At 63.9% G+C, this 6,465-nt stretch carries 6 protein-coding genes and 1 pseudogene; 2 read left to right on the plus strand and 5 right to left on the minus strand.

The window, feature by feature from the left end:
• Positions 1–200: pseudogene (locus WA702_RS00075) on the minus strand (hypothetical protein); the annotation flags it as partial.
• A gap of 305 nt (positions 201–505) precedes the next feature.
• On the opposite strand from WA702_RS00075, the gene WA702_RS00080 reads away from it, so the two are divergent.
• A complete protein-coding gene (locus WA702_RS00080) occupies positions 506–1,528 on the plus strand; it encodes a patatin-like phospholipase family protein (RefSeq protein ID WP_425108487.1) in 1,023 nt (340 codons plus the stop codon).
• 2 nt (positions 1,529–1,530) lie between these two features.
• Here the strand turns inward: WA702_RS00080 and WA702_RS00085 are convergent, their stop codons facing one another.
• Together WA702_RS00085 and WA702_RS00090 are read right to left on the minus strand one after the other, a co-directional pair.
• Positions 1,531–1,959: a CBS domain-containing protein gene (locus tag WA702_RS00085; protein WP_425108488.1), complete on the minus strand. Its 429-nt coding sequence runs from the start codon at positions 1,957–1,959 to the stop codon at positions 1,531–1,533.
• 228 nt (positions 1,960–2,187) lie between these two features.
• Entirely contained in the window at positions 2,188–2,937 is a 750-nt protein-coding gene (locus tag WA702_RS00090) for a rhomboid family intramembrane serine protease (protein ID WP_425108492.1), read from the minus strand.
• Positions 2,938–3,474: 537 nt separating this feature from the next.
• On the opposite strand from WA702_RS00090, the gene WA702_RS00095 reads away from it, so the two are divergent.
• Positions 3,475–4,032, plus strand: a complete 558-nt coding sequence (locus tag WA702_RS00095) for a PAS domain-containing protein (protein WP_425108489.1) — start codon at positions 3,475–3,477, stop codon at positions 4,030–4,032.
• Between the two features lie 122 nt (positions 4,033–4,154).
• Here the strand turns inward: WA702_RS00095 and WA702_RS00100 are convergent, their stop codons facing one another.
• Both WA702_RS00100 and WA702_RS00105 read right to left on the minus strand, forming a co-directional pair.
• Positions 4,155–5,300, minus strand: a complete 1,146-nt coding sequence (locus WA702_RS00100) for an ABC transporter ATP-binding protein (protein ID WP_425108490.1) — start codon at positions 5,298–5,300, stop codon at positions 4,155–4,157.
• Positions 5,301–5,305: 5 nt separating this feature from the next.
• Complete coding sequence (locus tag WA702_RS00105; RefSeq protein ID WP_425108491.1) at positions 5,306–6,343, minus strand: NAD(P)-dependent alcohol dehydrogenase; 1,038 nt, start codon at positions 6,341–6,343, stop codon at positions 5,306–5,308.
• Positions 6,344–6,465: the final 122 nt, after the last annotated feature.

The raw sequence follows: 6,465 nt of genomic DNA on the forward strand, positions 1-6,465 counted from the left end.
GCTCCCGACGGCGGCGCCAGGCTGATGGCAGCGCCGGGGTCCGGCACCGCGGCTGGCGGAACCGGCGGCGGCCGCTCGGTGAAGAACTGCGCTGCCGCAGGCGTGAAGGCCGGCGGTCCGAACAAAATGGCAAGCATGAGCAGTGGCCACAGCCATTTGCTGCGCCGGAATCGAGAGATGCCGCCACGTCCTGTCGTCATCGTGCTGCTTTTCACCGAAAACGCGGCAAATTCAAGCCTGGGCATCATCGGGGTACCCCGAAGCGCCGCTTTTCGGCCTCCTCGGTCACATCTCGGCGCGGTGCCGGCGATCTCCGGACACAGGATGCCGCACGCTGCGTTCGTAGGATTGCGGGAACTTCAAATCGGCGGCATCAGGTGCGCTGAGCACAGGCGGCATAAACCATGCTCCTGCTAAGGTCTGGCCTGGGCTGATCCGCAGTCGGAATATGTCGTGGTGCCCTGGCCAGAGGCTGACCAGGTGGAGTACGCCCCGGAGACGTGTAGTGCTGGAAATGTTGATTGGACGCCGCCATAACGCCCCTGAAGAGGGCGGCAAGGTTGGCCTCGGAACGATTCGCAAGCCCGTCATTGGCCTCGCGCTGGGAGGCGGCGCGGCGCGCGGCTTCGCTCATATCGGCGTGATCCGGACCCTGGCGGCCCACGGCATCGTGCCGGACGTCGTGGTCGGAACCTCGATCGGCGCCGTGGTCGGCGGCGCCTATGCGGCTGGCCATCTCGACGCGCTGGAGGAATGGGCGCGCAGCCTGCAGATGCGCAACATTCTCGGCTATCTCGACATCCGCCTCAACGGCTCCGGCCTGATCGGAGGCGAGCGGTTGGCAGCCCAGCTCGAAACCACGCTCGGCCGAATCACGATCGAGGAATTGCCGATGAAGGTCGCCACCGTGGCGACCGAGGTGCGTACCGGGCACGAGATCTGGCTCACCCATGGCAGCCTGGTGGACGCGATGCGGGCGTCCTACGCGCTGCCCGGAATTTTCCAGCCGGTCCTGATCGGCGACCGCTGGCTGGTCGACGGCGCGATGGTCAATCCGGTGCCGGTGTCGGCGGCACGAGCGCTCGGTGCCGAGATCGTCATCGCCGCCAACCTGTCCAGCGACGTCTTCACCCATTCGACCACGATCTACGCCCACGGCCAGCCGGTCGCGGTGCCGGAGACGGTGATCGAAACCACGCCGCCGCCACGGCGTCGCTTCGGCAAGTTCTTCTCGCCGGAGCGCACCGTGAAGCGCGAGTTCTTCGGCGGCGGCGGCCGGCCGGGCATCTCCTCGGTGATGGTCGATGCATTCAACATCATGCAGGACCGCATCACGCGCGCGCGGCTCGCCGGCGATCCGCCTGACCTTCTGATCACGCCGCGGGTCGGCCAGATCGGCTGGTTCGATTTCCACCGCGCCGGCGACCTGATCGCGCATGGCGCGCGCGCCGCAGAGCGCGCGCTCGATTCGATCGAGGAGGCCATCGGCCTGATGGCGCCAGCCAATGGAGACGCCGAAGCGCCCTGACGCTATGCGGTCTTGATGTATTGAGTGAGCGCTTCCTGCTCGCTCTCATACTCGTGGACTCGCCACTTCACGATGTCACCGATCGAGATCAGGCCGACCACGACGCCGCCCTCGATCACAGGCAGATGCCTGAACTTGCCGAGCGTCATCATCTCCATGATAGCGGCAACGGTGTCGGTCGGACGACAACTGACGACGCGGCGCGTCATCACGCTCGATATCGGTTGATCCAGCGCGCTCGCGCCCTGTTCGGCCAGCACCCGCACGATGTCACGCTCGGACAGGATGCCTTCCATCCGCGTGCCCGTCATCACGAGAACCGCACCGATCTTGCGCTCCGCAAGCCGTTTGACGGCTGTCGCCAAGGTTGCCCCGGGTTCCACGCTCTCGACGTCGTGGCCCTTGGTGTCGAGGATTGCGCGTACTGTCATTGGTCGTCTCCTTGAGAAGCCGATGCGCCCTTCTGCCGGGGCGGCTGCGGTCTTCGTTCGATTACGAGTTTCAATCAACAGTCTGGCGCCGATTTGGTTCGGTCGCCGCGCGGGGCCTGCGTATGCATGACGCATTGCAGGCCGCGGCCGATATTTACGCGGGGCTTGGTGCCCGCTCTGCTAGCCGGCGATGATGAATGAAATCGGCTGAAGCCGCAAGCGTCGCAACTAATGCTCTTGCGTATCAGGCGGCAGCGCAGCTGCAGCATGATCCGTGTGCGGCACGGGATCGAACAGCGCGAACAAAAACAGGCCGGCGAGGAAACCGCCAATATGCGCCTGCCAAGCCACGCTGACGCCTTCTGTTCCGATCGGCGACCAGATGCCAAATATCACGTTGCCGGCAAACCAGATCGCGAGAAAGCTGAGCACGCGACCGTTGCGCAGGGCCTGGGAGAGCGACAGCGCGGGCACCCTGGCCGCAGCATCGGCATCGGGACGGCCGAACGACAGGAAGCTACCCTGCACAAAGGCGAAGCGCGTCGCCGCCGCCATGGTGCCGGAGACCGAGGCAGAGGCGCCGATCACGGCCGCCTGAGAATGCTCATTAGCGAGCAGATGCGCGAGCGCGCCCGCCGCCGCCGTCACCGCCATGAAAAGAAAGAATCTGACAGCGCCGAAGCGCCGCGCCAATGCACTGCCGAACGGCAACAGCCAAAGGACGTTGAAGCCGATATGCATGAGATTGGCATGCAGAAGCGAATAGGTGACGAAGGTCCAGATCTTCGCACCCGTACCACCGGGATAGCCAAGATCCATCAGCGTGGAATCGTAGCGCTGCGGGATGAAGCCGAACACCTCGACGGTCCAGTTTTCCCATTCGACCGGCAGCAGCACGCGCAGATGGATCACCGCGATCAGGATGATGTAGGCGGTCAGCGCCCCCGGCAATGTTAGGATCGGCTCGCGCCGCGGCATGTCAGGCAGCGGCCGTGGCGGCGAGACGTCTGGTACGGATGAATCCAAAGGGCCGAGCACCTTCAATGAGCGTGGGGTGTCCGGATCAGATAGGCGGCTTTGCCAGCCTTACGCAAGCGCACAATGATCAATTGATCTGGGTGGACAGCACGCCAAAAAACAAAGGGAGAGGCTCTGAGAAAGCCTCTCCCTTCTGGCTCTGCCGGTCTTAACGTTGCGAAGAGATAGAGGTGTGTTCCCCACCCCTCCCCGCCGACGACCAGACTGTTTGACGCCGCCTCGTGTACTCATTTCACCGCGCCGGGCCTTCCACGTCCCGGTACGAACCTGATACGCACGATCATACCCATCGTTCCGCGCCTGCCAACCTCATCGTTAATTTAACCTTAACATTGGGAACGGCCGGGAAAACCAGGCGTCAGCGCCTGCTCGGCATGGACGCTGCACCACCTCTCCTGCACAACAGAAACGGGATCGCGCTTGCACGAAAGCGGGACAGAGATGTCCCGAACAGTGCGGGCGCAGGGGTGAGCTGGAATGAAACATCCGTCCAACCGCGACTTCTTCGCCTACTGGGATGAGCGACGCGGCTTCGAGCGCGCGCCAGATCGCAGCGAGATCGAGCCTTCAGCATTGCGCGAGTTGCTCGGCGACATCTTCGTGCTGTCCTGCCATGCGGAGGCCGGCTTTCCCTTCCGCATGGCGGGCACACGGTTATGCGCCCTGCTCGGCGGTGACGTGAAGAACCAAAGCTTTCCGGCGCATTTCGCCGCACCGGCGCGCGGCGAGATCGAGGAGATCGTCACGGTCGTCTGCGAGGAGATGCTCCCGGCAGTGGTCGGCGTCAAAGCCTCCTCACCCGATGGCGCGACCGCGCATCTCGAACTGCTGCTGCTGCCATTCAATGCGCGCGCGCATGAGCCGATCAGCCTGACTGGACTCCTTGCCCCATTTGGACAAATGCAAGGGCCGCTCGGCCCGCTCGAGATCGTCTCCTGGCGCTATATGCACCTGCCGCCGGAGCGGATGGTGCCGCGGGCGCTGCGCAAGCTCGCGCTGGCGCGCGGCCTGATGGTCTACGAGGGATTGCGCTAGAGCATGATCCGGAAAAGTGGAAACCGGTTTTCCGAAAAGATCATGCTCAAACAAAGAGATGAGATCACGATGCGATTCCGTGTAATCGCATCGTGATCTAAAGACGCAACGACACACGCGCGTCAGGACGCATCCCGAATCTCCTGCCTGGCACGGTCCGCAGCCGGATACGTGCTCCGGCACGACAAGCCTGTCTCCGCATCGAACACATGGATGGCGTCGTGCGGTGTGCTGAAGCCGACCACCGCTCCCACTGCAGGCGCAGCCTCGGCTGGCACCAGGGCCGTGACCTGCCTTGCCGGCTCGCCTGAAAGCGCAATGGTGAGCAACACGTCGTCGCCGAGATATTCGATCAGGTCGACGGTCCCGGTCACGCCGTTGAGCCTGATACCGGGCGAGGCGGATTTCAAATTGGCCGGCCGGATGCCAAGCACGGCCCGCATGCCACGATGCAGGTCGAACCTGCCGCGGTCAACCAGGAAGGTCTCATATCCTGACGACAGCATCCATTTGTTGTCAGACGCCTCCCCGACCGAGACGTCGAGCAGGTTCATGCGCGGCGATCCGACGAACTCTGCAACAAAGCGGCTCTTCGGAAAGCCGTAGATCTCCGCCGGCGTGCCGACCTGCTCGATCAGGCCGGCCCGCAACACCACGATGCGATCCGCCAAGGTCATGGCTTCGAGCTGGTCGTGGGTGACGTAGATCGTCGTGGTCTTCAGGCGCTTGTGCAGGCGCGCGATCTCGACGCGCATATGGCTGCGCAGCTTGGCATCGAGATTGGACAGCGGCTCGTCGAACAGGAACACCGAAGGCGTCTTGATCATGGCGCGCGCGATTGCCACCCGCTGCTGCTGGCCGCCGGACAGTTGCGCCGGCCTGCGGTCGAGCAGCGCCTCCAGGCCCAGGATCGCCGAGACTTCATGGACGCGGCGCTCGATCTCCTGTGTCGGCACGCGCATCCGCTTCAGGCCGAAAGCGATGTTGGCGAACACGTTCATATGCGGATAGAGCGCGTAGTTCTGAAACACCATCGCGACGCCCCGCTCGCGCGGCAGCAGGTCGTTGACCACCTTGCCGTCGATCGAGATCGTGCCGGCGGAGATATCCTCGAGCCCGGCGACCATGCGCAGGATGGTCGACTTGCCGCAGCCCGACGGCCCCAGGAACACGACGAACTCGTGGTCATCGACCTCGAGGTTGAAGTCCTTCACGACCTCGAGCGGGCCATAGGACTTGCCAACATGCGAACAGGATATTCTGGCCACGATGGTCAGCCCTCGACCAGGATCTGCAGCTTGACGTCGGTCGGCCGCCCGGATGCGGCGCGCTCGAACGCGATGATGCTCTCTTCAAACGAATAGGTGCCGGTGACGAGCGGCTTGAGATCGACCTTGCCGGCGGCGATTAGGGCGAGCGCGCGGTCGAACACATTGGCGTAGCGAAACACCGTCTCGATGCGCGCCTCCTTGGCGATCGCACCGGTGACGTCGAACACGACCTGCTCGACCGGCAGTCCGATCAGCACCACCGCGCCAGCCGGCCGGACGATCGCAAATAGATCCGCGAAGGCTTTCGGGTTGCCGCTGGCCTCGAACACGACATCGGCGCCCCAGCCATCCGTCTCCCGCGCGACGACCGAGGCCAGGCTTTCGTTGCGGATCTTTACCGGCACGATGCCGTCATAGCTACCGGCGATCGCGAGCTTCTCGGCACTGACGTCCGAGATGTAGACCTTGGCGCAGCCGCCGGCGAGCGCGGCCAGCGCTGCCATGATGCCGATCGGGCCGCACCCGACCACGGCTGCGACATCGCCGGGCCTGATCCGTGCTTGCGCAGCGGCCTGCATGCCGATCGCGAACGGCTCGACCATGGCGCCTTCGGCAAAGGAGACGTTGTCAGGCAGCTTGAAGGTGAACGCGGCGGGATGCACCACGCTCGGCCTCAGCACGCCATGGATCGGCGGCGTCGCCCAGAACCTGACGGCTGGATCGACATTGTATTTGCCGAGCTTGGAGGCGCGCGAGGCCAAGTTCGGCACGCCGGGCTCCATGCAGACACGATCGCCAATCCTGAGATCAGTCACGTCCGTGCCGACTTCGATAATAGTGCCGGCGGCTTCATGACCAAGCACCATCGGCGCCTCGACGACATAGCTGCCGATCCGGCCATGCGTGTAGTAGTGCACGTCGCTGCCGCAGATGCCTACGGTATGGATCTGAATCCGGACATCCTCCGGCCCGACGCGATCGTCGAGCTGGATGTCGCGGATCGCGAGCTCGCCTTTCTTTTCCAGGACCAGGGCGCGCATGACGGTATCTCCTTCAGGCTTTCTTCTTGATGACGCTGTTGAGGAAGCCGCTGAGAATTCCGATGAACAGCAGCGGCGGCAGCGAAAGCAGAATGACGGATGCGTTGAGGATGCCCCAGGGC

The organism is Bradyrhizobium sp., assembly GCF_049798375.1.
In the GTDB taxonomy this organism is placed as follows: domain Bacteria; phylum Pseudomonadota; class Alphaproteobacteria; order Rhizobiales; family Xanthobacteraceae; genus Bradyrhizobium.